At 71.8% G+C, this 20,982-nt stretch carries 22 protein-coding genes and 1 tRNA gene; 18 read left to right on the forward strand and 5 right to left on the reverse strand.

The genetic code is table 11. The features are described from left to right. The first annotated feature begins 233 nt into the window (after nucleotides 1-233). From ACFUUZ_RS04555 to ACFUUZ_RS04575, 5 genes are all read left to right on the forward strand, one after another. Nucleotides 234-315 (forward strand) — tRNA-Leu (locus ACFUUZ_RS04555). Nucleotides 316-485: 170 nt separating this feature from the next. Continuing rightward, nucleotides 486-920, forward strand: coding sequence for a hypothetical protein (locus tag ACFUUZ_RS04560; protein WP_378692489.1), 435 nt, complete (start codon nucleotides 486-488; stop codon nucleotides 918-920). Further along, on the forward strand, nucleotides 917-1,945 hold the full coding sequence (locus tag ACFUUZ_RS04565; protein WP_378692491.1) for a tyrosine-type recombinase/integrase: 1,029 nt from the start codon (nucleotides 917-919) through the stop codon (nucleotides 1,943-1,945). The genes ACFUUZ_RS04560 and ACFUUZ_RS04565 overlap by 4 nt, the downstream gene beginning before the upstream one ends. 20 nt (nucleotides 1,946-1,965) lie before the next feature. Next, nucleotides 1,966-2,775, forward strand: coding sequence for a DUF2637 domain-containing protein (locus ACFUUZ_RS04570; protein WP_378692492.1), 810 nt, complete (start codon nucleotides 1,966-1,968; stop codon nucleotides 2,773-2,775). An 87-nt stretch (nucleotides 2,776-2,862) separates the two neighbouring features. Then, nucleotides 2,863-3,684, forward strand: a complete 822-nt coding sequence (locus ACFUUZ_RS04575) for a class I SAM-dependent methyltransferase (RefSeq protein ID WP_378692494.1) — start codon at nucleotides 2,863-2,865, stop codon at nucleotides 3,682-3,684. A 69-nt stretch (nucleotides 3,685-3,753) separates the two neighbouring features. On the opposite strand, the gene ACFUUZ_RS04580 is transcribed toward ACFUUZ_RS04575, so the two are convergent. Together ACFUUZ_RS04580 and ACFUUZ_RS04585 are read right to left on the reverse strand one after the other, a co-directional pair. Continuing rightward, the gene (locus ACFUUZ_RS04580; RefSeq protein WP_378692496.1) at nucleotides 3,754-4,467 is read right to left on the reverse strand and encodes a cation transporter; all 714 of its coding nucleotides are present in this window, start codon (nucleotides 4,465-4,467) and stop codon (nucleotides 3,754-3,756) included. Beyond that, a complete protein-coding gene (locus ACFUUZ_RS04585; RefSeq protein WP_378692498.1) occupies nucleotides 4,467-4,796 on the reverse strand; it encodes an ArsR/SmtB family transcription factor in 330 nt (109 codons plus the stop codon). The genes ACFUUZ_RS04580 and ACFUUZ_RS04585 overlap by 1 nt, the downstream gene beginning before the upstream one ends. Nucleotides 4,797-5,031: 235 nt before the next feature. On the opposite strand from ACFUUZ_RS04585, the gene ACFUUZ_RS04590 reads away from it, so the two are divergent. The 5 genes from ACFUUZ_RS04590 to ACFUUZ_RS04610 all read left to right on the forward strand — a co-directional run bounded on the left by ACFUUZ_RS04590 (nucleotide 5,032) and on the right by ACFUUZ_RS04610 (nucleotide 8,112). Next, entirely contained in the window at nucleotides 5,032-5,463 is a 432-nt protein-coding gene (locus ACFUUZ_RS04590) for a hypothetical protein (RefSeq protein ID WP_378692499.1), read from the forward strand. Between the two features lie 88 nt (nucleotides 5,464-5,551). Beyond that, nucleotides 5,552-6,208: a DUF305 domain-containing protein gene (locus tag ACFUUZ_RS04595; RefSeq protein ID WP_378692501.1), complete on the forward strand. Its 657-nt coding sequence runs from the start codon at nucleotides 5,552-5,554 to the stop codon at nucleotides 6,206-6,208. A 222-nt stretch (nucleotides 6,209-6,430) separates the two neighbouring features. Next, nucleotides 6,431-6,955: a YdcF family protein gene (locus tag ACFUUZ_RS04600; protein ID WP_378692503.1), complete on the forward strand. Its 525-nt coding sequence runs from the start codon at nucleotides 6,431-6,433 to the stop codon at nucleotides 6,953-6,955. 87 nt (nucleotides 6,956-7,042) lie between these two features. Further along, a complete protein-coding gene (locus tag ACFUUZ_RS04605; protein ID WP_378692505.1) occupies nucleotides 7,043-7,249 on the forward strand; it encodes a heavy-metal-associated domain-containing protein in 207 nt (68 codons plus the stop codon). Next, nucleotides 7,246-8,112, forward strand: a complete 867-nt coding sequence (locus ACFUUZ_RS04610; RefSeq protein WP_378692507.1) for an alpha/beta fold hydrolase — start codon at nucleotides 7,246-7,248, stop codon at nucleotides 8,110-8,112. The genes ACFUUZ_RS04605 and ACFUUZ_RS04610 overlap by 4 nt, the downstream gene beginning before the upstream one ends. A 30-nt stretch (nucleotides 8,113-8,142) precedes the next feature. On the opposite strand, the gene ACFUUZ_RS04615 is transcribed toward ACFUUZ_RS04610, so the two are convergent. Beyond that, entirely contained in the window at nucleotides 8,143-8,313 is a 171-nt protein-coding gene (locus ACFUUZ_RS04615) for a hypothetical protein (protein WP_378692509.1), read from the reverse strand. Here ACFUUZ_RS04615 and ACFUUZ_RS04620 point away from each other — a divergent pair. From ACFUUZ_RS04620 to ACFUUZ_RS04630, 3 genes are all read left to right on the forward strand, one after another. Further along, nucleotides 8,303-8,725 (forward strand): hypothetical protein, encoded by a 423-nt coding sequence (locus ACFUUZ_RS04620; protein ID WP_378692511.1) that lies wholly within the window; start codon nucleotides 8,303-8,305, stop codon nucleotides 8,723-8,725. The two genes, ACFUUZ_RS04615 and ACFUUZ_RS04620, sit on opposite strands and share 11 nt — an antisense overlap. Nucleotides 8,726-8,857: 132 nt before the next feature. Further along, a complete protein-coding gene (locus ACFUUZ_RS04625) occupies nucleotides 8,858-9,976 on the forward strand; it encodes a PLP-dependent cysteine synthase family protein (RefSeq protein ID WP_378692512.1) in 1,119 nt (372 codons plus the stop codon). Continuing rightward, nucleotides 9,976-11,430 (forward strand): MFS transporter, encoded by a 1,455-nt coding sequence (locus tag ACFUUZ_RS04630; protein ID WP_378692623.1) that lies wholly within the window; start codon nucleotides 9,976-9,978, stop codon nucleotides 11,428-11,430. The genes ACFUUZ_RS04625 and ACFUUZ_RS04630 overlap by 1 nt, the downstream gene beginning before the upstream one ends. On the opposite strand, the gene ACFUUZ_RS04635 is transcribed toward ACFUUZ_RS04630, so the two are convergent. After that, nucleotides 11,418-12,932 carry a multicopper oxidase family protein gene (locus ACFUUZ_RS04635; protein WP_378692624.1) on the reverse strand — a complete coding sequence of 505 codons (1,515 nt, stop codon included), beginning with the start codon at nucleotides 12,930-12,932 and terminating at the stop codon, nucleotides 11,418-11,420. The two genes, ACFUUZ_RS04630 and ACFUUZ_RS04635, sit on opposite strands and share 13 nt — an antisense overlap. Nucleotides 12,933-13,050: 118 nt before the next feature. Between ACFUUZ_RS04635 and ACFUUZ_RS04640 the strand changes: the two genes are divergently transcribed. The 4 genes from ACFUUZ_RS04640 to ACFUUZ_RS04655 all read left to right on the forward strand — a co-directional run bounded on the left by ACFUUZ_RS04640 (nucleotide 13,051) and on the right by ACFUUZ_RS04655 (nucleotide 19,342). Continuing rightward, entirely contained in the window at nucleotides 13,051-15,159 is a 2,109-nt protein-coding gene (locus ACFUUZ_RS04640) for a heavy metal translocating P-type ATPase (RefSeq protein WP_378692514.1), read from the forward strand. Between the two features lie 37 nt (nucleotides 15,160-15,196). Next, entirely contained in the window at nucleotides 15,197-16,123 is a 927-nt protein-coding gene (locus ACFUUZ_RS04645; protein WP_378692515.1) for a hypothetical protein, read from the forward strand. Nucleotides 16,124-16,152: 29 nt separating this feature from the next. Beyond that, nucleotides 16,153-18,408 (forward strand): heavy metal translocating P-type ATPase, encoded by a 2,256-nt coding sequence (locus ACFUUZ_RS04650; protein WP_378692517.1) that lies wholly within the window; start codon nucleotides 16,153-16,155, stop codon nucleotides 18,406-18,408. A 151-nt stretch (nucleotides 18,409-18,559) separates the two neighbouring features. Then, nucleotides 18,560-19,342 carry a TSUP family transporter gene (locus tag ACFUUZ_RS04655; RefSeq protein WP_378692519.1) on the forward strand — a complete coding sequence of 261 codons (783 nt, stop codon included), beginning with the start codon at nucleotides 18,560-18,562 and terminating at the stop codon, nucleotides 19,340-19,342. Here ACFUUZ_RS04655 and ACFUUZ_RS04660 read toward each other — a convergent pair. After that, nucleotides 19,321-19,890, reverse strand: a complete 570-nt coding sequence (locus ACFUUZ_RS04660; RefSeq protein WP_378692520.1) for a DUF2269 domain-containing protein — start codon at nucleotides 19,888-19,890, stop codon at nucleotides 19,321-19,323. The two genes, ACFUUZ_RS04655 and ACFUUZ_RS04660, sit on opposite strands and share 22 nt — an antisense overlap. Nucleotides 19,891-20,030: 140 nt before the next feature. Between ACFUUZ_RS04660 and ACFUUZ_RS04665 the strand changes: the two genes are divergently transcribed. After that, nucleotides 20,031-20,600, forward strand: a complete 570-nt coding sequence (locus ACFUUZ_RS04665) for a TetR/AcrR family transcriptional regulator (protein ID WP_378692522.1) — start codon at nucleotides 20,031-20,033, stop codon at nucleotides 20,598-20,600. Nucleotides 20,601-20,982 lie beyond the last annotated feature (382 nt).

Raw genomic sequence — 20,982 nt, forward strand, 5'->3', positions numbered from 1 at the left:
CTCTCGAGTTTTCTTGCACTCATGTACCAGAACGGTGCGAAACATGATCCTCCCTCACGTTCGATCGCGCTGGTGAGGTCGATGGACACCGCGTTGAAACATGAGTGCCCCTCATATTGGCCGTTACCGCATCGTTATAATCCCAGGTCGGGTTACTCGTGAGTAGAGACACTCCGCAGGATGCTTCGCTCAGCGGGGTCGGGCCGGTAGAGTTTGGACGGCCGTACCAGCACGCGCGAGTGGCGGAATTGGCAGACGCGCCAGATTTAGGTTCTGGTGTCTTAGGACGTAGGGGTTCAAGTCCCCTCTCGCGCACAGATCTCCGTCTCTGGTGACGCTTATGCGTGCGGGGTGTTCGAGTGCACTCGAACACACGGAGGCCAACTCATGTTTTCCTGCGCTGACCTGCGCACTTCTGCTCTACTCGGATCGTTTTCGGTGTCACCGGTGACGGATCCGGGGTTTGCTGGGCGGGGTGATCGTCGATGATCACGCCTGTCGTCCCGCCCTCGACGCCGCTCGGCCGGTTGCTGCCCCAGCCGCTGGTGCCCGCTCCCGTTCTGCGAATGGCCGACCGGGACGTGCTCTTCGCCATCTGCGTGGTCGGAGACTCCGGCCGCATCGCCGACCGGACGATCCTCGCCGCGCTGGGCTGGGAGTCCGGGACAGCTCTCGACGTTTCCTGCCGGAACGACGGTTCGCTTCTCGTCGAAGCCACACCCGAAGCCGGTGTCGCCACGGTGCGCGACGGCTACTTCCGTATTGGCTACCGCCAGCGGCGGCGGGTGCACCTGTTCGCCGGCGACCGCGTCCTGCTCCTGGCGCACCGAGCCCACCGGCGCGTGCTGATCCTGCCGCCCGCCACGCTGGGCGGCTTTCTGTCCGACCCGCTCGCCACTCTCGCGGAGGCGACCTCGTGACCACCACCGCGCCGAGTGCCGAAGCCGTAGCCGCCGCGCGAGTGCTGTTGTCGCAGATGGGCATCGCCCCGGCCGACCTGGTCACCGAAGCAGCACCCGTGCCGACCTTCGCCGAGGCAGTGCCGCTGGTCCGCGCCCGGCTCTCGGAAGGCACGCTGCGGACCTACAACACCGCACTGACCCGGCTTGTCACCGAATGGCCCGACCGGCGCCTGGACGAGCCGTCGAAGGCCGAGTTCGAGGAGCGGGCCCGCACTATCCAGGCCGGTGCGCGGGTCAACCGCGCCTCCCGCGGCGGCACCAGCGCCGCCGAGCACTTCGTCAGCGCGGTCCGCTGCCTCTACCGCCTCGCCGAGGACAACGGCTGGATCCGCCCGGCCGACAACCCCGCGCGGCACCTGAAGATGCCGGCGCGGCGACCGTCGAAGCGCTACGCCATCCCGTCGGGTCAATTGACCGAGATCTGCCAGGTCGCCGCCGTCACCGGCAACGACCCCGAACTCGACTCCCTGCTGCTGCGCCTGCACATCGAAACCGCCTGCCGCCGAGGCGGAGCGCTCGCCCTTCGCCCGCACGACCTCGACCCCGACCAGTGCCTGATCTACCTGCGCGAGAAGGACGGCATCGACCGCTGGCAGCCGGTCTCCCCCACCCTCATGCGCCACCTGCTCGACCATGCTCGGCAACGCCGCAGCCCTCGCAACGAGCAGCTCCTGCGCTACCGCAACGGCCGCCCGATCACCGCACGCCGCTTCGACTACATCTGGAACCGCCTCGGCGCCGAACTGCCCTGGGTCGCCGCCCACGGCATGACCGTGCACTGGCTGCGCCACACCACCCTGACCTGGGTGGAGCGGACATTCAGCTACGCCGTCGCCAGCGCCTATGCCGGACACGCCACCAAATCACGAGGCACCACCTCCACCTACGTCAAAGCCGACCTCCACGAGGTCGCCGCGGCCCTGGCCGTGCTCACCGGCGAACCGCACCCGCTCGCGCCCGACTACCAGCCTTCCGCACGTTGACCCCGCACCGAGGACTCCCCGTGACCGAACCCGTCATCGTGCCCACACCGAGACCGCGTGCGCACGCCTTCTTCTGGACGGTGCTCACCGCCGCAGCCGCGGTGAGCATCACCGGCAACGCCACCCAGGCCCTCCTGCACACCACCGCCCTGCCGGTCGTCGCCGCCGCGGTCGCCGTCATCCCGCCACTGGCACTGCTCGCCGCCGTGCACGGAGTCACGGTTCTCGCCCGTGCGCACGGGAAATTCGGCGCAACCCACGTGGTCGCGATCGCGATGACTGCGCTTATCGCAGCCGGAGCGTTCTGGCTGTCCTTCACCGCACTGCGCTCGCTGGCGGTCACCGCAGGCGTGCCGGCCCACGAAGCCTGGCTGTGGCCGCTGATCATCGAAGGGTCCATGGCACAGGCCACCGTCGCGCTCCTCACGCTCGCGCACGCGCCGGATCGAACCGCCGCCCCCGGCGGTGAACCGTGCACCAGCGGTGCGAACACAGTTCAGCCGATCACCCACCGTGCGCACGCATCGACCACATCCCGGCTCTCCGCCGACACCATCGCAGCGGTCGCCGCGCAGCTGTGCGCACGGGATCCCGCACGCCGACGCGACCCCACCGTGGTTGCGAAGGCACTGGCACACCATCACCTCGACGGGTGGAATCCGACTCGAATAGGTCGCGCGCTGCACAAGAACCGCTCGACGATCAGTCGCATACTCCGCGATGCCCACCACCTGATGCCCAGCCATCCGGGGATCGAAGCGCCGCAGGTTCTCGAGCAGTCACCTGCACGAGCAGGCACCGCTTCCACCGAGCAGGCGACGCACCGGTAGCAACCGTGCGGTCCCGCCCCGACGGGCCCGCTACCGGGGGATGGCGCGCGCAGCCCGGTCGAGCACGGTGGAGTTCACCTACTGCTGGTGCACCCGGATCTCACCGGCGCGAACACCTTGCGACCAAAAGCACAGACCGATTCCCGGCTCAGCGGGATCGGCGCCCCCACCCCCTGGTACCGGGTCGGGGCGATCCCCGATGCGCGAGAAGGCATCCGGGTGGTCGAATCGGGAATGGACACATCAGCATCCGATCCCAGCGGGGAGAGCGCGCGGGTGGTGCGGGTGTTCGATCACCTCGCCGACGGCTACGACCGTCAGATCACCTGGTCGGAGCGGTTACTGCTGGGCGATGCCCGGCGATGGGCGGTGGCGGCGGCGCGGGGTGAGGTGGTCGAGATCGGGACCGGCACCGGGCTGAACCTGCCCGCCTACGGCCCGGACGTGACGCGGGTGACCGGGATCGACATCTCCGCGGCGATGCTGGACCGGGCCCGAGCCCGGCTGAACTCCGCCGAGATCGACCAGGATCGGTTCCTACTGCGCCACGGCGACGCGCAGGCACTGGCGCTGCCCGACGAGGTCGCCGACACGGTGGTCTCGACCTATGCGCTGTGCTCGATTCCCGATCCGGCCGCCGCGGTGGCCGAGGCGTGGCGGGTACTGCGGCCGGGCGGGGCGTTCGTGCTCGCCGAGCACGGCCTGCCCGACAATCGGTTCGGTGCGGCGCTGCTGCGCGCAGCCGAGCCGCTGGCGGTGCGCCTGTCGGCCGATCACCTCTCGCGCGATCCGCTGCCGCTGCTGCGGCAGGCCGGGTTCGAGCTGGAGCAGGTGGCGCGCAGCGGCCGCGGGAACATGGTCGTGCGGGCCCTGGCCCGCAAGCCCCTCTCCAGCGCTATTCCGAACTGAACCGCTGCCCGGGGCGCCCAGGGGCGAGGACCGCGCCAGGTCTGACAGATCAGGCATCGTTTCAGCAGTTCAGTCGCAGCAGTCGCAGTCGTGCCCACCGGCCGCAGTGTCGCCGGCGCGCGGTGAGGAGGGTGCGCAGCAGCCGTCCCCGCGCCAGGCTTCGCGGCCCTCCTTGACCGCGACCGCGGCGATGACCAGCGCGGCTATCGGGTCGGCCCACGACCACCCGAAGGCGCTGTTGAGGACCAGCCCCACCAGCAGCACCGCCGAGAGGTAGGTGCACAGCAGGGTCTGCTTGGAGTCGGCGACCGCCGAGGCCGAGCCCAGCTCGCGCCCGGTGCGGCGCTGTGCGGCCGAGAGCACCGGCATGATGACCAGGCTCGCCGCGGCCAATGCGATACCGATCGTGGAGTGCTCGGCTTCGGCAGCTCCGGTCAGCGCCCGGATCGAGTCGACGGTGACGTAGGCGGCGAGGGCGAAGAAGGAGAAGGCGATCACCCGCAGCGCGACCTTCTCCCGTGCCTCGGGGTCGCGGCCGGCGAACTGCCAGGCGACCGCGGCCGCGGAGGACACCTCGATCACCGAGTCCAGGCCGAATCCGATCAGCGCGGTCGAGGACACCCGGGCACCCTCGCTGATGGCGATGATCGCCTCGATCACGTTGTAGGTGATCGTCGCCGCCACGAACCAGCGAATCCGGCGCGACAGCACCGCCTTGCGCTCCGTCGACGGGCCGAGAGACACGGCGGCGGGCAGGCCCGGCATGCCCAGTGGCGCGCTCATCAGCAGCACCCCTGCTGTCCGGAGTCCGGGCAGCACGCCGGATCCACCGCCAGTACCAGCCCGAGCAGATCGGCCAGGGCGTGACCGATCTTCGGATCCGCCAGCTCGTAGCGCGAACGCCGGCCCTCCGGCACCGCCACCACCAGCCCGCACCCGCGCAGACACGCCAGGTGGTTGGACAGGATCTGGCGCGAGACCCCGATCTGCTCGGCCAGCTCCGCCGGGTACCCCGGGCCCTCGCGCAGGCTCAGCAGGACCCGGGTGCGGGTCGTGTCCGAGAGCGCATGCCCGAAGCGAGCGAGAGCGTCGACGTGCAGCACGGTTTCCATGCGCAAGACGATACATAAAATTCTGTATTCAGGAAAATATGAATCGGCGGTCCGGCAGACATGGTCCCATGCCAGGCGAACCTCGTCGCGGCCCGCCGCTTGCCGCCGCGGCCGGCCCCGCTCCCGCCCACCAGAACCTTCGTGCCTCAGGCTCCCGCGCTCCAGCAGGGCGAACGGCTCCGGTGCTGATGACTGCTAGTTTGGATGCGTGTTGTCCGGCTGCGCGAGGACGCTGGTGCGTTCGTTGCTCTGGGCCACCCTGGCGGTGGCCGTACTGGGCATGCACCACGCTCCCGCCCTGGCCGCGTCGGCCTGCTCCGGGCATCACTTCACCTCGACCTCCCCTGCCGTGACCGAGCACGGGACAGCACCAGCGGAGATCGGGTCGCCCATCGCCGACCCCGGTTGCTGCGCCCATGACACCGCGGGGCAGGTGAACGCCGGACCCGAGCCGGCGGAGCACGGCGGCCACGACGCGCTGCACCTGTGCCTGGCGATCCTGGCCGCGGTGGTCGGCGTGGCATTGCTGGTGGTCGTGTCGAAGGTGCCTATCGCAGCGGCGCTGGAACACACGCGCGCCGCGTGGGGCGGGGATCGGCGCAGGGCCCGGCCACCGCCGGTGCCGGTCCTGCGGCGTTTGGCAGTTCTGTGTGTGCTGCGGCAGTGATCGGCGCCCGCCGGACCCGGTGAGTTCTCCCGGGTCGCGGCGCTGCTTCACCGACCCTTCACACATTCAGGACTTCAGGAGTAGTTCCATGACTACGAGGACTGTGCTTTGTGCTGCCGCCGCCGCGGTGGTGTCGATCGCGGTACTGGCCGGCTGTAGCGACAGCGGCGATTCCGGCGGCCACGACGGCCACAACATGTCGGCTTCGACGGCGGCGAGCGCGTCGGCGCCGTCGTCGTCGGCCGCCACACCGGCCGGGGCGCGCAACGAGGCCGACGTGGCCTTCGCCCAGGAGATGATCCCGCATCACCGCCAGGCGGTGCAGATGGCCGCGCTCGTGCCGTCGCGCTCGACCAACCCGGCGGTGGTCGATCTGGCCGCACGGATCCAGGCCGCGCAGGATCCCGAGATCGCGACCATGTCGGGCTGGCTGCGAGCGTGGGGCGAATCGGTGCCCGCCGCGACCGAACAGGGCGGGCACGGCGGGATGGATCACGGCGGGGGCGGTGCCGCCATGCCGGGCATGATGAGCGCCGAGCAGATGGCCGCGATGGAGGCGGCATCGGGCGCGGAGTTCGACCGGTTGTGGCTGACCGGCATGATCGCCCACCACCAGGGCGCGGTCGAGATGGCGCGCACCGAGCTGGCCGAGGGCTCCAACCCCGAGGCCAAGGCGCTGGCGCAGAAGATCATCGACGACCAGCAGGCCGAGATCGGCCAGATGCAGGGGTTGCTGCAGGGCTGAGCCTGCCCCGTGTTCCAGGGCATCGGCCGGTTCCCGCACGGGAACCGGCCGGCGCCGCCATGGTCGCCGGGGCTGCGCGGACGCGTGCCGCGCTGCCCGGCGCACCGGGGCCGAGCCGGTCCGGCTCCGGCCCCGACGCGTGATGCGGAAAGGAATCCGAGGCTCGTGAGAGCTGTATCGGGAGGGTCGCCCCGGCGATGGCGGCGGGTGACGGTGTTGCTCGTGGCCGCGCTCGTGGCCGGATTGCTGGCGCTGGTTCCGGTGCTGGTGTACCCGCGCACCGACGCGGTGCGGAGCGCGGACGCGATCGTGGTGCTGGGCGGAGCCCACCCGCGGGTACGGGAGCAGCGCGGGCTGACGCTGGCCCGGCAGGGCTACGCCGGTCAGCTGGTGCTGTCCAACTCCCACCTGGGCGAGGATCTGCCCGACCACGACCTCACCCTGAACCGCCTGTGCGACAGCCATTTCGAGTTCCGGCTGGACTGCTTCGCCCCCGAGCCGGACACCACCCTCGGCGAGGCGCGAGCGGTGGCCGCCCTGGCGCGCGACCGCGGCTGGCGCCGGGTCATCGTGGTCACCTTCACCCCGCACCTCGCGCGCGCTCGCCACCTGCTCGAACGGTGCCTGCCCCCGGGAGTGGAACTGCTGATGGTCGATGCCGGCGCGCGGCTGTCGGCCGGTGAATGGATCTATCACTACCCCTACCAGGCCGCCGCCTACGCCAAGGCGCTGACCGCCGATTGCTGACCGACACCTTGCATACCCCAGGGGGGTAAGGGTAAGAAGGGGGTGTGACCGGCTGGTCACGCGAACGGCACCGCTGAGGAGAAGCCGATGGCCACAACTACTGTCACCGTCTCGGGCATGTCGTGCGGCGGGTGCGCGTCCAAGGTGCGCACCGCGATCGGCGAGTTGCCCGGCGTCAGCGAGGTGCAAGCCGATCCGGGCACCGGCGCGGTGGTGGTCACCGCGCAGGATCCGATCACCCCGGCCGCGATCGCGGAGGTGGTGGAGCCGATCGGTTACCAGGTCAGCGCGTGAGCGCGCAGCGGCCGACCGGCGGGACGCTGCGGGGGCTGAGCTACAGCGGCGGTGATTCCGTCGCCCTGCACGCCTGGGCCATGGACGGCCCGCCGGTCGCGCCGCTGCTGGTGTTGCTGCACGCCGGGGGACCCGACCACCACAGCATGCTGCCGCTGGCGCGCCACCTCGCCGATCTCGGGCGGGTGGTGACCCCGGACATACGCGGGTACGGCGCGTCGACCTGCCGCGATCCGGCCGCGCACACCTGGGATCGCTACAGCGCCGATGTGGTCGCGCTGCTCGATGCCCTCGGCGCGTCGTCGGCGGTGCTGGCGGGGGCGGGGCTGGGCTCCACGATCGCGCTGCGCACCGCGCTCACCCATCCCGACCGGGTCTCGGCCGTGGTGGCGATCGGGGTCGAGGACATCGAGGACGACGAGGCCAAGGCCGCCGAGATCGCGTTCCTGGACGCCTTCGCCCGGCGGGTCGCCGAGCACGGCATAGCGGCGGGCTGGGAGCCGATCCTCGATCAGTTCCCGCCGCTGGTGGGGGCGATGGTGCGCGATGCGATCCCGCGATCGGATCCGGCGAGTATCGTCGCCGCCGCCGCGATCGCCCACGATCGCTCCTTCGCCACCGTCGGCGAGCTGGCCGCGGTGACCGCGCCCGTGCTGGTGTTCCCCGGCACCGATCCCCGCCACCCCACCGCCCTGGCCGAACACCTCGCCGCGACGGTGGCCGGCGGGCAGCTGGCTCGGGTGCGCATCGACGCCGAGCTGCACACCGCCGACGATCTCGCCGCCGCGACCGCCCCGGCGATCCGCGCGTTCCTCACCGGCCCGGCCGCACCACGCCGATTCCGCTCCGGGCCGGTCGGGTAGCGGCGACGCGCCGCACGGCGGTGGCGCAGCTCACAGATGTCCGGTGGCCCGGCGGCGGGCGACTACATTGGGGCGGCGGAACCCGGCCCGGCCGCCGACGCAGGCGGCGGCGACGACTTCGACGGCGACCAGGGAGGTGACGGTGCCCGCGACGACAACACGGCCCGCGGTGCGCACCGCACCCGGCCTGATGCTCGCCATGCTGGCCGTGGTGGCCCTGCTGGTGCCGATGCTGCACTGCGCGCTGCTCACCGATCGCTCCGGCGCCGAGCACGGTCACGACCACTCGGTCTCGCATCTGGTCGAGCCCGATGCGGCCTTCGCGCCGGCCGCGCTGTCCGAGGCCGGCGCGCACCATGCCCAGGGGTATCTGGCCGACCCGATGCACGCGCGCTGCGTCAGCCACGGGGTGCACTGCGTGGCCCAGGCGGTGCTGCCGATGCGCGCCGGTGATCCGTTCGCGCTGGTCTTCCTGGCCACCCTGGCGGTGACCGCGCTGGTGGCCGCGTCGCTGGGCCGGTACGGGCCCGCGGTGCCTCGCGGCCCGCCCGTCGCGGGTTTCGTCGTGCCCGGACCGGCGCTGCTGGTTCGGTTCTGTATCGCCCGACGCTGATCGGTCAGCGCCAGGTCTGTGCCGTCGCGCCCTGTCCCGGGCCGCGGTGCGTGCGGGCCGGTGTCTGTTTCCGTTCACCGTCGAGGGCGGTCGTGCTCGCCGCACGCGCCCGGATACAGGAAGCGACAAATCATGAGCAATGTGGTGACCCCAGGGCGCCTCGGTGCCCCGGAGCGGATCGTCGCGATACCCGGTGCGGTGCGTGCTCCGCACGCACTGGTCGGAAACACCCCGGTGCTGTGGGTGTCGCAGCCGCTGGCCCCCGCCGGCCGGGGCTTCTGGGCCAAGCTCGAAGGGTTCAACCCCGGCGGCATGAAGGATCGTCCCGCCCTGCACATGGTCGCGCGCGCTCGCGAGCGCGGTGAGCTCGCGCCCGGCGCGCGGATCGTGGAGTCGACCTCGGGAACCCTCGGATTGGGGCTGGCGCTGGCGGGGCTGGCGCACGGCCACCCCGTCACGCTGGTCACCGACCCGGGGATGGAACCGATGATGGTGCAGATGCTCAGCGCCTACGGTGCCGTGGTCGAGGTGGTCGCCGCGCCGCATGCGGTCGGGGGCTGGCAGCAGGCGCGCCGCGAGCGGGTGGGTGAGCTGCTGGCGGCCGAGCCCGGCGCCTGGAGCCCCGACCAGTACACCAACCCCGACAACGTCGCGGGCTACGAGTCGCTGGGGATGGAATTGCTCTCCCAGCTCGGCGGAGTCGATGTGCTGGTGTGCGCGGTCGGCACCGGCGGGCACTCGGCCGGGGTGGCGCGGGTGCTGCGCCGCTACAACCCCGCCCTGGCGCTGATCGGCGTCGACACGATCGCCTCCACCATCTTCGGCCAGCCGCCCGGGGAGCGGCTGATGCGCGGGCTCGGCTCGAGCATCCACCCCGCCAATGTCGATTACGCCGCCTTCGACGAGGTGCACTGGGTCGCCCCGGCCGAGGCGGTGTGGGCCGCGCGCACCCTGGCCGCCACCCACCACGCCAGCGGCGGCTGGAGCGTGGGGGCGGTGGGGCTGGTAGCGGGCTGGGCTGCCGCGCAGTATCCGTCCGGTACCCGGATCGCGGCGGTATTCCCCGACGGGCCGCAGCGCTACTTCGACACCGTCTACAGCGACGACTACTGCCGCGCCAACGATCTGCTGCTCGACGCCGCGCCCGCCGGGCCGGTGACCGTGGACTGCCCGCGCGCGGTGACCGCGCGCACCTGGACCCGGACCACGGCCGTCACCGACCCGCGCACCTGGACCGGGAGTAAGCGGTGATGGGCGTGATCGCCGGATTCCGCAGCTTCGACCTGCCCGCGCGGCTGCTGATGATCAACCAGTTCGGCATCAACCTCGGCTTCTACATGCTCATGCCGTACCTGGCCGGTTACCTGGCCGGGCCGCTGGGGCTGGCGGCGTGGGCGGTCGGGCTGGTGCTCGGGGTGCGCAACTTCTCCCAGCAGGGCATGTTCCTGCTCGGCGGCACCCTGGCCGACCGGCTCGGCTACAAACCGCTCATCGTGGCCGGCTGCCTGCTGCGCACCGCCGGATTCGCGCTGCTGATCTTCGCCACCAGCCTGCCCGGGTTGCTGATCGCCTCGGCGGCAACCGGTTTCGCCGGGGCGCTGTTCAACCCGGCGGTGCGCGCCTACCTCGCCGCCGACACCGGCGAGCGCCGGGTGGAGGCGTTCGCGCTGTTCAACATCTTCTACCAGGCCGGGATCCTGGCCGGACCGCTGGTCGGGCTGGCGTTGATGGCGGTGCAGTTCCAGGTCGCGGCCGCCGCGGCCGCGGCGGTCTTCGCCGGGCTGACCGTGGCTCAGCTGCTGGCACTGCCGCCCCGGCGCGAGGACCCCGGCAAGGCGAGGACCTCGATCCGGGCGGACTGGGCGGTGGTCGCGCGCAACCGCCGCTTCGTGGCGTTCTCGCTGGCGATGATCGGCTCCTACGTGCTGTCGTTCCAGGTGTATCTGGCCCTGGCCTTGCAGGCCGAGGTCCTGGCCGGGGCCCGCGCGCAGCTGCTGATCTCGATGCTGTTCGTCGTGTCCGGAGTGATCGCGGTGGCCGGTCAGCTGCGCATCACCGCCTGGTTCAAGGCCCGATGGGGCAGCTCACGGGCGCTGGTGGCCGGTATGGCGATCATGACCGGCGCGTTCGTGCCGCTGGCGCTGATCCCGGCGCCGGGGCCGCTCGGCGCCCCTGCCGCCATCGCCGCGCTGCTGATCTCGGCCGCGATCCTGGCGGTGGGGACCGCGGCGGTGTTCCCCTTCGAGATGGACACGGTGGTGGGGCTGGCCCGCGACCGGCTCGTAGCCACCCACTACGGCTTCTACAACACCATCGTCGGGGTCGGGATCCTCGCCGGGAACCTCGGCACCGGTGCCGTCTTCGGCGCTGCCCGCGCCGCAGGCGCGGATTGGGCGGTGTGGACCGGGCTGATCGCGGTCGGCGTCATCGCCACCGGCGCACTGGCCGTGCTCGACCGGCGTCCGGTGGCCGAGGACACCGCGGCCGCGGCAGGCGAGCCGGACCCGCACGACCCGCCGACCCTGCAGCTGCCCGCACCGACGCACGCCTGGTCGGCGCGCACGGGCCGGTGGGAGTTCCGCGGCGAGGACGCCCCGACCGTGCAGCTGCCCGCTGTTCCGGCGCCGGCGCCCTGGGAGCGGCGCTTTCCCGCCCGGGCGGCCGGCGTGGAGGCGGGACGCGGTGAGGGCGGTCAGGCCTGGTAGGACAGCACGCTCATCATCCCGGCTTCTCCGTGATAGGCGTTGTGGCAGTGCAGCATCCACTGACCCGGATTCGTCGCGTCGAAATCGAACTCCACGGTCTCGCCCGCCCCGACCAGCACCGTGTCCTTGCGCGGGCCCGCGCCGCTGCCGGTCACCAGGGCGCCGGTGTGCCCGTGCAGATGCATCGGATGGAACATCGTGGTGGCATTGACGAATCGCAACCGCACCCGTTGCCCGGCGAACACCTCGAACATCGCGTGCGCGTCGTGTCCCACCATCCCGTCGAGCGGTGCGCGGTCGTTGATCGTCCACACATAGCCGGTGGCGTCGGCGCCCAGACGCACCTCGTGCACCACCTCCGGGGCCCGCGGCGCCAGGCGCGCGGCGTCGGCGGCCTGCAACCGGCCCGCGGTGAGCGGGGCGGTGTCGAGCTCGCGAACCCGTACTCCGGCGTCGAGTGCCTCCCCGGGCCCGGTGCGGATCACGGCCATGGCGCGGCCGGCCTTGGCTTCGGCGGCGGCGGCCAGCGCGAACACGCCCGCGCGCAGGTCGACGGTCACGTCGTAGCGCTCGCCCATGCCGATCAGCAGGCTCTCGGTCGAGACCGGGAAGACCGGGAATCCGTCGCTGTGGGTGACGGTCATGCGATGCCCGGCGACCGCGACCCGGAACGCGGTGTCGGCGGCGGCGTTGATCAGCCGCACCCGCATACGCTGGCGGGGTGCGGCGGTGAAGGTCACCGGATCGGCGGGCAGCCGCCCGTTGCACAGGTAGTGCCGGTACTCGACGTCACCGCCGTGCTCGCCCAGCGGCGCGGTCTGCGCGCCTGCGTGACCGCCGTGCCCACCGTGCCCGCCGCCCGGTTCGGCGCTCATGTCGTGCATGCCCGCGGCCCGCAGCCGGGCCAGCTCGGCATCGGGATCGCGGCCGTCGACCCCGTCGAGCCAATCGTCGAGAATCACCACCGCCTCGGCGTCGTAGCCGGGATCAGCGGGGTCCTCCACGATCAACGGGGCATACAGCCCGCGATCGAGTTGCACGCCCACGTGGGGGTGCAGCCAGTAGGTTCCGGCGTCGGGGACGGTGAACTCGTAGCCGAAGCCCGAGCCCGGCTGCACCGGCGGCTGGGTCAGCCCGGGCACTCCGTCCATGTCGGCGCGCAGTGCCACCCCGTGCCAGTGCACCGTCGAGGGCGCCGCGAGCGCGTTGTCGAACCGGGCGGACAACACCTCACCGCGCCGCAACCGGACCTCGGTCCCCGGCAGCCGACCGCCGTAGGTCCAGGTGTCGACCACCACCCCGCCCAGGTCGACGGTGGCCGGTTCGGCCCGCAACCGCACCTCGCGCACCGGCGCACCCGCCGCGCGCCTGCGCGCCTCGGCCTCGCGCACCGCCACCGAATCTACGCCGACCGGGCGCGAACCCGGCTCGGCCGAACAGCCCGCGGCCACGGCCGCCGCTCCTGCCCCCGCCGCGGCCAGCAACCTGCGCCGCGACCACATCGGACCACCTGCCTGCACCACGAACGCCACCCTAACCGCCCGCGCTCCACCGCCCCGGGACGATCCGCCGCCGCTCCACGCCCTTCACAGATACCCCCCAGGGGTATATAGTCCGGGTATGTCCAGCGAACACGAGCACCCCGCGCACGACCACTCGCACCACGGTCACCAGTCCGGCGACGCCGCGGTCGCGGCCGCCGCCCCGCCCGGCGACGGCGGTCACGACGCGCACGATCACCACGCACACGGCCATGACGGCGGGCACGCGGGCCACGGTGATCACGTCGCGATGTTCCGGCGCCTGTTCTGGGTGATGCTGGTGCTGGCGATCCCGGTCGTCGCCGCGAACACGATGTTCGCCGACCTGCTCGGATACACCGTCCCCGAGAGCCTGTCGTGGATCTCCCCGCTCGGCGGCACCGTCATGTACCTGTGGGGCGGGCGCCCGTTCCTGACCGGCGCGGTGAGTGAGATCCGTTCCCGCAAGCCGGGCATGATGCTGCTGATCGCGCTCGCGATCACCGTCGCCTTCGCCGCCTCGTGGGGCGCCACCGCCGGGGTTCTGGATCACCACCTGGACTTCTGGTGGGAGCTGGCGCTGCTGATCGTGATCATGCTGCTCGGGCACTGGATCGAGATGCGCTCGCTCGGGCAGGCCTCCAGCGCACTCGAATCGCTGGCCGCGCTGCTGCCCGACGAGGCCGAACGCCTCGACGCCGACGCTGTCACCACCGTGCCGGTCGGCGAGCTACGCACCGGTGACCTGGTGATCGTCCGCCCGGGTGGGCGGGTGCCCGCCGACGGCACCGTCGAGTCCGGCGCCGCCGATGTCGACGAGTCCATGATCACCGGCGAGTCCCGCCCGGTCCGGCGCACCGAGGGTGACCGGGTGGTGGCGGGCACCGTGAGCACCGACTCCGCGCTGCGCGTGCGGATCACCGCCGTGGGTGCCGACACCGCACTGGCCGGAATCCAGCGCCTCGTCACCGAGGCGCAGAACTCCAGCTCCCGCGCCCAGGTGCTCGCGGACCGCGCCGCCGGATGGCTGTTCTGGTTCGCCTCCGCGGCGGCGGTTCTCACCGCGGCGACCTGGCTGCTGCTCGGCGAGCCGGAGTCCGCGGTCACCCGCACCATCACCGTGCTGGTCATCGCCTGCCCGCACGCGCTGGGGCTGGCCATTCCGCTGGTGGTCTCGATCGCCACCGAGCGGGCCGCCAGGGCCGGCGTGCTGATCACCGATCGCCGTGCCCTGGAGGCCATGCGCTCGGTCGATGCCGTTCTGTTCGACAAGACCGGCACCCTGACCCGCGGCGAACCCGCCGTGCAGGCCGTCACCGGAGCCGACGACAGCGAGGTCATCGCCCTGGCCGCGGCCGTCGAAGCCGACAGCGAGCACCCGCTGGGCCGGGCCATCGTCGCCGCCGCCGGCGAGCGCGGCCTCACCGTCCCTGCCGCCACCGACTTCACCGCCCGCAACGGCATCGGAGTCACCGCCGAGGTCGGAGGCGCCACCGTCTCGGTCGGCGGACCCGGCCTGCTCGCCGAACACGGCCTCGACCCGCTCCCCGAGACCGCGGCCTGGGGCGAACAAGGCTCGACCGTCCTGCACGTGCTGCGCGACGGCACGGTGCTCGGCGCGATCGCCCTGGCCGACGAGATCCGCCCCGAGTCCGCCCAAGCCATCGAGGCACTCCACGAGCACGGCATCCACGTCGCGATGATCACCGGCGACGCCGAGCCCGTGGCCCGTACGGTGGCCGCCCGCCTCGGCATCGACGAGGTCTTCGCCGGGGTCCTGCCTCAGGACAAGGGCGCCAAAGTGCAAGCCCTCCAGGAGGCGGGCCGCAAGGTCGCCATGGTCGGCGACGGCGTGAACGACGCCCCCGCCCTGGCCCGCGCCGACGTCGGGATCGCCATCGGTGCGGGCACCGACGTCGCCATCGCCTCGGCCGGAGTCGTCCTGGCCGGTGACGACCCCCGCGCCGTGCTGTCGATCATCACCCTGTCGAAAGCCACCTACCGCAAGATGATCCAGAACCTCACCTGGGCGGCCGGATACAACATCGTCGCCGTCCCCCTCGCGGCGGGCGTGCTGGCGCACTGGGGCATCACCATGCCCATGGAGATCGGCGCCCTGCTCATGTCCGCCTCCACCGTCGTCGTCGCCGTCAACGCCCAGCTGCTGCGCCGCCTCGACCTGCGCCCGGACCGAATCCTCACCCGCTGAACCCTGCCCGGAGACCGGGCGAAACGGAGCACGACCGATGAACACCACCGGCAAGATCATCACCTTCGCGGGCGGCCTCGCCGCCGTCTTCGCACTCGCACTGGGCGTGGGCGCCGCGGTCGGCCCCGAGCCGGCCACCGAGCCCGGCCCGCACGACACCCACGACAGCGGCCCCGCGCCGGTCGCCAGTGGCCCCGGCGGGCTGCTCACCACCGACCAGGGCTACACCCTGCGCCTCGACAGCGCCCTCGCCACCGCCACCACCCCGTCCACCCTGAGCTTTCAGATCCTGGACGCCTCCGGCGCGCCGCTGACCCGCTACACCCGCAGCCACGACAAGGACCTGCACCTGATCCTCGTCCGCCGTGACCTGGCCGCCTTCCAGCATGTGCACCCCACCCTCGACGCCACCGGCACCTGGTCGGTCCCGGTGGACCTGTCCCGCGCCGGGGACTACCGGGTCTTCGCCGACTTCACCCCCGACGGCGGCCCGAACCTCACCCTCCGCACCGACCTGCGAGTGAGCGGGAACTACGACCCGCAGCCCCTGGCCGCGCCCGCGAGCACCGCGACCATCGGCGACTACACCGTCACCCTCGACGGCGCCATCGTGCCCGGGCAGGCGTCTCGGGTGCGGCTGTCGGTCGAGCGCGGCCGGGCCCCGGTCACCGACTTGCAGCCCTATCTCGGCGCCTACGGCCACCTCGTCGCCCTGCGCGCCACCGACCTCGCGTACCTGCACGTCCACCCCGAGGGGCAGCCCGGCGACGGCAGCACCCCGGCCGGGCCCGGCATCGACTTCGTCGTGGAGGCCCCCACTGCCGGGGACTACCGGCTGTTCCTGGACTTCCAGCACGCCGGCGTCGTGCGCACCGCGCAGTTCACGGTCAGCGTCGGCGCCGATCCGGCCACACCGGCGCCCACCACATCTACCCAGCCCGAACAGCCCGGCCACGGACACTGATCGGCCGACAAGCACCGAGGGGAGCAACCATGACCACCGTGCAGCACCGTCCACCCGCGACCGACCGGGTCGAACTGGTGATCGGCGGCATGACCTGCGCGTCGTGCGCCAACCGCATCGAGAAGAAGCTGAACAAGATCGACGGCGTCACCGCGACGGTCAACTACGCGACCGAGAAGGCCAGCATCGAATCCACCGGCACGGTGACCGCCGAGGAACTGATCGCCACCGTCGAACAGGCCGGCTACACCGCCGTCCTGCCCCAGCCGGTCGCCGCACCCACCGAGCACACCCCCGCCACCGACGACCCGGCCGAAAGCCTGCGGACCCGGCTGCTGGTCTCTCTCGCACTCACCGTCCCGGTGATCGCCATGGCGATGATCCCGGCGCTGCAATTCGACAACTGGCAGTGGCTGTCGCTGACGTTGGCCGCGCCCGTGGTCGTCTGGGGCGCGCTGCCGTTCCACCGGGCCGCGCTCACCAACCTGCGCCACGGCGCCGCCACCATGGACACCCTGGTCTCGATCGGCACCTCGGCTGCCTTCGCCTGGTCGCTGTACGCCCTGTTCTGGGGCACCGCGGGCATGCCGGGCATGACCCACCCGTTCGAGTTCACCATCGCCAGGACCGACGGCACCGGCAACATCTACCTCGAAGCCGCCGCCGGCGTCACCACCTTCATCCTCGCCGGACGCTACTTCGAGGCACGCGCCAAGCGGCGCGCGGGCGCGGCGCTGCACGCGCTGCTGGAGATGGGCGCCAAGGAAGCCACCGTGCGCCGCGACGGACGCGAACACCGGGTACCGGTGGACCAGCTGGCCGTCGGCGACGAATTCGTCGTGCGCCCCGGGGAGAAGATCGCCACCGACGGGGTGATCGTCGAGGGAAGCTCGGCCGTCGACGCCTCCATGCTCACCGGGGAACCGGTACCGGTCGAGGTCGGCGTCGACGACACCGTCACCGGCGCGACCGTCAACGCCGGCGGCCGCCTCGTCGTCCGCGCCACCCGCGTCGGCGCCGACACCCAGCTCGCGCACATGGCCCAGCTCGTCGAAGACGCCCAGACCGGCAAGGCTCCCGCCCAGCGGCTGGCCGACCGGATCTCCGGGATCTTCGTCCCGGTCGTCATCGCCCTGTCGGTGGCCACCCTGGGCTTCTGGCTCGGCACCGGATCCGCCGTCGCCGCCGCCTTCACCGCCGCGGTCGCCGTGCTGATCATCGCCTGCCCGTGCGCCCTCGGCCTCGCCACCCCGACCGCGCTCATGGTGGGCACCGGCCGCGGCGCGCAACTGGGCATCCTGATCAAGGGCCCGCAGGTCCTCGAATCCACTCGCGCCGTGGACACCATCGTGCTCGACAAGACCGGCACCGTCACCACCGGAGCCATGACGCTGCTCGACGTGCTGCCCGCCCGGGGCGAGGACCGCGACACCGTGCTGGCCAGCGCCGGGGCGCTCGAGCACCAGTCCGAGCACCCCATCGCCCGCGCCATCGCCGCCGCCGCCTTCGAAGAATTCGGCGAACCGGCACCGGTCACCGACTTCGCCAACCTCGAAGGCCTCGGCGTGCAGGGCGTGGTCGACGGCCACGCGGTCATTATCGGACGGCCCCGGCTGCTGGCCGATTGGGCGCAACACCTCGACGACGACCTCAGCGCCGCCGTCGCCCGCGCCGAAGCCGAGGCCAAGACCGCGGTCGCGGTCGGCTGGGACGGCCGCGCCCGCGCCGTGCTGCTCGTCGCCGACGTGGTCAAGCCGACCTCGGCGCGCGCGGTCGCCGAGTTCCGCGAACTCGGGCTCACCCCGGTCCTGCTCACCGGCGACAACACCCGTGCCGCACACGCCATCGCCGAGGAGGTCGGCATCGAGGAGGTGATCGCCGAGGTCCTGCCCCAGGACAAGGTCGACACCATCAAACGGCTGCAATCCCAGGGCCGGGTCGTGGCGATGGTCGGAGACGGGGTCAACGACGCGGCCGCGCTCGCCCAGGCCGACCTGGGGCTCGCCATGGGCACCGGCACCGACGTCGCCATCCAGGCCAGCGACCTGACCCTCGTGCGCGGAGACCTCCAGGTGGCCACCGACGCCATCCGCCTGGCGCGCCGCACCCTGGCCACCATCAAGGCCAACCTGTTCTGGGCCTTCGCCTACAACGTGGCCGCCATCCCCCTGGCCATGGCGGGGCTGCTCAACCCCATGCTCGCCGGCGCGGCCATGGCCCTGAGCTCGGTGTTCGTGGTCACCAACAGCCTCCGGCTGCGCCGCTTCAAGTCCGCCGTCCACTGACAGGCCACCCCGGGTGAGCACGAACCGGCTCACCCGGGGTAACCCGCCGACCCCGCCGCGACGACACCGGCCCGATCGAGCGCGGCATCCGGCACGCGGGTGATGACGCCGGTGGGACACCGGCCTTCTCCGCGCATGCGATAGTCGCAGCGTGGGAGCGGGTGCTGTGGTGGCGAGCTTCGCTGCGGGGCTGGTGGTGGCCGTGGTGACCGCCCCGGTCGGAGTGTCGGGCGCGGTCTTCCTGCTGCCGGTGCAGATCAGTGTGCTCGCAGTCCCCAGCCCCGCGGTCACCCCCACCAACCTGCTGTTCAACGTCGTATCCATCCCCGGCGCACTGGCCAGGTACAGTCGCCGCGCCTCCCTGCGCAGCCCGCTGACCCGGCTCCTGGTGGCAGGCACATTGCCCGGTGTCGTTGCCGGAGCCGTCATCCGGGTGTTCCTGCTGCCCGACGCCACCGGGTTCAAACTCCTCGCCGCCGCCCTGCTGGGCCCCCTCGGCCTGTGGCTGTGCCTGCGGACCGCCACCGGCCCCCGCCCACACCGCCGCCCACGGCCCTCCGACCGGACCATCACCCTGACCGCACTGCTGGTCGGCATCGTCGGCGGCATCTACGGCATCGGCGGCGGTTCCCTGCTCAGCCCCATCCTCGTCGGCCGCGGAATCGACCTGCCCGAAGTCGCGCCCGCCGCACTCACCTCCACCCTGCTCACCTCGATCGCGGGCGCGGCAACCTACCTGCTGCTTGCCATCACCACCGGAGGCACCGACATCGCACCCGACTGGACCATCGGCATCGCCGCCGGCGCGGGCGGGCTCCTCGGCGGATACCTCGGCGCCCACCTGCAACCCGCCCTGCCCGAGCGGACGCTGCGCTACGTCCTCGGCACGACAGCGATCGCGACCGCGGCGGTCTACGCACTGCAAGGACTGTGACCCTCACCGCCACGACGTCTCCGTGCGCTCGAAGACGATGTGGCGCCTGGTGTACGGGACCGGCCGTAGCGGGTCATCCCCCTGGGCCGGTACACCGACAGCACCGCTGCGACCAGCAGGATGACCAGCCCTCCGGCGGAGTGAACCAGGTGCGTGGGGCTGCGCAGCTCCACGATCGAATCCGCGGACTGCGCCGAGAGGGCCTGCCGCGCCCAGTAGTCGATCGAGTCGGTGTAAAGGATCAGAACACCGATCCCCAGCACGGTGAACGCCAGCTTGAAGACAACCCAGTAGTGCCGCAGCAGGCCCCAGATCGTCCCGGTACTCAGGATCACACCAGTCGCCAGCGCCGCGAAGGCCAGCGGAACGATGACGCCATAGACCGAGATCCGCATCGAGGTCAGCGCCCCTCGCACCGCCAGCGGATCCCGAGCCGCCAGCACCGCGACAGCCAAGCCGACATAGACCGCGACCGCGCCCATCCATCCCACCGACGAGACGATGTGCGCCAGCAGCGCCAGCTGCCGGGTACGCCGAGCGAAAGTCATTCGGAACACCTCGGGATCACTACCGACCGCGGCGGCGGGACAGCGCCACGACCGATCGGATGCCGCTGTACCGCCGAGCGCGCCTCGGTCGGGTCGTCGGCAGGAAAAGAATCGGGTCGTGAGCTGGATATACTCCGGATGTGCCCAAGCTCTGGAACGACACGGTCGCGGCACATCAGCATGCTGTGCGCGCGACCGTGCTCGACGTGACAGCGCGGCTGGTGGCCGAGCACGGGCCCACCGCGGTGACCATGACCCAGATCGCCGGCGCCGCCGGCATCGGACGCGCCACCCTGTACAAGTACTTCCCCGACGTCGGCGCCATCCTGAACGCCTGGCACGAACGCCGCATCACCGACCACATCGAACAGCTCAAGGCGATCGTGTCCGGTCCCGGCGACATCGGGCAGCGACTCGAGCAGGCCCTGAGCACCTACGCCCGCATCGGATTCGACCACCACGGCGGCGAGCTGTCGGCACTGCTGCACCGGGGCAGCCACGCCACCCAGGCCCGACACCAGCTCCACGACATGGTGCGCCGCCTGCTCGACGACGGCGTCACCGCCGGGATCGTCCGCGCCGACATCGCCACCACGGAACTGACCGAATACTGCCTCGCGGCACTGTCGGCCGCTCAGTCCTCGCGCTCCGAAGCAGCAACGCGCCGCTTGGTCGTGCTCGTCCTCGACGGACTGCGCCCACCCACCTGACACCCCGCACAACCACAGAGGTGTCAACTCACCCGCCCCGGACGCGAACTCGCCGGACGGTCGTAGCCGAGTACATCCCCGCCCTCAGCAGCGTCGGCGGGCTGCGGTACGACTCGCACCGCTGAACCGCCGGGATGCCGGCCCGCGGCGTGGCTGCCGTGGGAGTCACCTCGCTCAGGGGTGTGCCTGCCCGGGCCGTGCTCGCCTCCCCCCACCACCACGATGGCGATGACCATCACGACCAGCACCCCGATGAGAATCCCCATCACGATTGCCCACCGCGGCGGGCGGTTCTCGCTGTCACCTCTCGGTACCCGTACTGGTCGATCGCCCATACCGTTCACCTGATCCATTCGGAGTGCTGCCACGACTGACCCAAGTT

Origin of the sequence: Nocardia sp. NPDC057353 (assembly GCF_042667085.1) — a bacterium.
Classification (GTDB): Bacteria; Actinomycetota; Actinomycetes; order Mycobacteriales; family Mycobacteriaceae; genus Nocardia.